At 41.9% G+C, this 2,843-nt stretch carries 2 protein-coding genes and 2 tRNA genes; 1 reads left to right on the forward strand and 3 read right to left on the reverse strand.

The features are described 5' to 3' along the window. Positions 1 to 99: 99 nt before the first annotated feature. Positions 100 to 564 (reverse strand): tRNA (adenosine(37)-N6)-threonylcarbamoyltransferase complex ATPase subunit type 1 TsaE, encoded by a 465-nt coding sequence (gene tsaE / locus AB4653_RS06870; protein WP_004735870.1) that lies wholly within the window; start codon positions 562 to 564, stop codon positions 100 to 102. A 247-nt stretch (positions 565 to 811) separates the two neighbouring features. On the opposite strand from tsaE, the gene queG reads away from it, so the two are divergent. Continuing rightward, positions 812 to 1,990 carry a tRNA epoxyqueuosine(34) reductase QueG gene (queG, locus tag AB4653_RS06875; protein WP_009847877.1) on the forward strand — a complete coding sequence of 393 codons (1,179 nt, stop codon included), beginning with the start codon at positions 812 to 814 and terminating at the stop codon, positions 1,988 to 1,990. A gap of 611 nt (positions 1,991 to 2,601) precedes the next feature. Here queG and AB4653_RS06880 read toward each other — a convergent pair. Together AB4653_RS06880 and AB4653_RS06885 are read right to left on the reverse strand one after the other, a co-directional pair. Further along, a tRNA-Gly gene (locus AB4653_RS06880) sits at positions 2,602 to 2,677 on the reverse strand. A 59-nt stretch (positions 2,678 to 2,736) separates the two neighbouring features. After that, positions 2,737 to 2,813, reverse strand: a tRNA-Met gene (locus AB4653_RS06885). Positions 2,814 to 2,843: the final 30 nt, after the last annotated feature.

A 2,843-nucleotide genomic window follows, 5' to 3' on the forward strand; every position in this document is an offset into this window, starting at 1 on the left:
CCCTTAAACTCTTTAGTGAGTTTGCAGAAACAAGTGAAGAAAACAGTATAGAAAAAACAGCAGCCAACATAGCTACTGCTGAAATAAGGCGTCTAGAAATCAACATAACTCCAACTGACTAAGTAAGCGCTGTCCGTATTCACTGTTAGCGGTTAAAGAAACAATGCGGTGATCGTCTTGGTAACGAATATCAATATCCAAATCTGCTTCTGGTAGCATTCCATAACCTTTCTCTGGCCATTCAACCAAACAGATAGCATCTGGCGTGAAGTAGTCACGAATCCCCATAAACTCTAATTCTTCAGGATCGGCTAGGCGATAAAGATCAAAATGGTACACCTGCCAATCGGCAAGTTGATAAGGTTCAACTAGAGTATACGTTGGGCTCTTTACATTTCCTTGATGGCCAAGTGCTTTTACAAAACCACGACTGAAGGTCGTTTTACCTGCGCCAAGATCACCATGCAGATAAATAGTTGTCTGCTGTGAGCAAAGATTAGAAAGCTCCGTTCCTAATTGAATCGTTGCTTGTTCATCTTTCAAAGTAAATTGTTTCGTGCTCATGAATACGTTCTCTAAAAATCGATCGTTGACTATATAAAAATCAAAAGAACAAGAATAGTAAACCGTGATGCTTTTGGGAGACAAGCACTCAAGTGTAAGTTCTATGAAAAATACTGATCAAAACACGTCTGTTCTGGTCAATACCACTAAGATCCGTTAAGATCCGCCCCCATTTTTGCCGAACCTAATTTTAATTAGCCTTATCTCTAATTGTAAAACAGAGAAAATAAGAATTAAGAATTAAGCCATGAATCTAGACCATCTTGCTGAAAAAATTAAAATCTGGGGAAAAGAACTAGGCTTTCAAAAAGTTGGCATCTGCGATGTTGATTTAAGTGAACATGAAGCCCCTCTTCAAGCATGGCTAGATGCTGGCAACCACGGCGAAATGGATTGGATGGCTCGACATGGGATGATGCGTGCTCGTCCCAATGAACTTCACCCAGGCACCATTCGAGTGATCAGCGCCCGAATGAACTATCTACCACCAGAAGCTCAGTTTGCCTCTAACCTAAGCGATACCACTCAAGGTTATATCAGCCGTTATTCTTTAGGCCGCGATTATCACAAATTGTTCCGCAACCAGTTGAAAAAGCTGGGACAAAGAATCGAAAAGGAAGTCGAAGGTTTAGACTCACGTCCTTTCGTGGATTCAGCGCCCATTTTGGAACGACCGCTCGCTCAAAAAGCAGGGTTGGGCTGGACAGGTAAACACTCATTAATTCTTGATAAAGACGCTGGCTCTTGGTTCTTCCTAGGAGAATTGTTAGTTAACATTCCTCTTCCAACAGATGAACCCAGTGTCGATGAGTGCGGCAAATGCACCGCATGTATCACCTCTTGTCCAACGGGCGCCATTATTGCTGATGGCGTAGTGGATGCTCGAAAATGTATCTCGTACTTAACCATTGAATATGATGGTGTGATCCCGGAAGAGTTTAGAGACGCAATTGGTAATCGTATTTACGGTTGCGATGACTGTCAGTTAGTTTGCCCGTGGAACCGCCATGCCGAACTCACTGAGCAAACTGACTTCCACCGCAGAGAAGACTTCCGAGAGGCAAACCTTGTTTCACTTTCAAGTTGGGATGAAGCTACCTTCCTAAAGAAGATGGAAGGCTCAGCGATAAGACGTATTGGACACACCCAATGGTTACGCAATATCTTTGTTGCTATGGGCAATGCGCCATTTCAACAACGCATTGTTGAAACACTGGAATCTCATCGAGGCAACAACGAAATGCTGGATGTACATATTGAGTGGGCTTTAAATAAACAACTACAACAGTTACCCAATGCTAGCAGCATGCAAGAAGATAGCTCTACGCAGAAAAATAGTTGTGTGCAAAAAGATAGCAGCAAAATCCTCACCAAAAAGCACAGGCTAATACGCATCGTTGAGAAAGGGCTACCAAGAGACGCCTAACCCCTTAGGCATCAACGATTGGCAGGCCAATCCACACCAACAACCCACCATACAACACAACTCGTTGCACATAATTTTCGAACAATGTTTGACCTTGTTCTCAATTCTAACAATGTGGAAAAAATTCAGAACTCTCGTAAACTTCCGACACCCACGTAAAGTTAAACACAGTACCGATAAATGATTAAGATCAAAAAACAACAAGTTAACGATCTTTTATCAAATTCAAGGCAAGTATTCAACCTGATAAAAAACAATGAGTTACGATCGCCGCAATTCAGCTAATATACTGAAAACAAGAAAGATCTTTTAGAGAAATGTAAAGAATTGGGTCTGAAATAACTTTATCAACCAAGTTATCCACACTTGATACTTTGTGGATAAGTCTGTTTATAGATGTGAAAAACCTCAGGTATCTACTTCAGAGACCTGATGTTTACTAGCATTCTTGTTGCTAACAAAAATTTAAGACAAAAAAATATCCACCATAATGGAGGATTATTTGCTTTTTGGGGGGATTATGCTTCGCAGCATTAAAGAAAGAGCGTGACCGGTAAGGTCGTCTTTAAACACTGTGGTTTAAAGAGTTTTGTTTACCATGAAAAGTAAACTGGAGCGATACATCGGGTTCGAACCGATGACCTCAACCTTGGCAAGGTTGCGCTCTACCAACTGAGCTAGTATCGCATAAGCTAACCGTTCATCTTTTCTGCTACAAAGCATCAAATCAACGTTCAACTGTAATGTGGTTGCGGGAGCCGGATTTGAACCGACGACCTTCGGGTTATGAGCCCGACGAGCTACCAAACTGCTCCATCCCGCGTCCGGATGCATTGTTTAAGACAATGAGACT

This window comes from Vibrio sp. 10N.222.48.A3 (assembly GCF_041475345.1).
Taxonomy (GTDB): Bacteria; Pseudomonadota; Gammaproteobacteria; order Enterobacterales; family Vibrionaceae; genus Vibrio; species Vibrio tasmaniensis_A.

Coding starts and splice junctions, on each gene's coding strand:
- tsaE (WP_004735870.1), bottom strand. CDS start 564: ATGAGCACGAAACAATTTACTTTGAAAGATGAACAAGCAACGATTCAA.
- queG (WP_009847877.1), top strand. CDS start 812: ATGAATCTAGACCATCTTGCTGAAAAAATTAAAATCTGGGGAAAAGAA.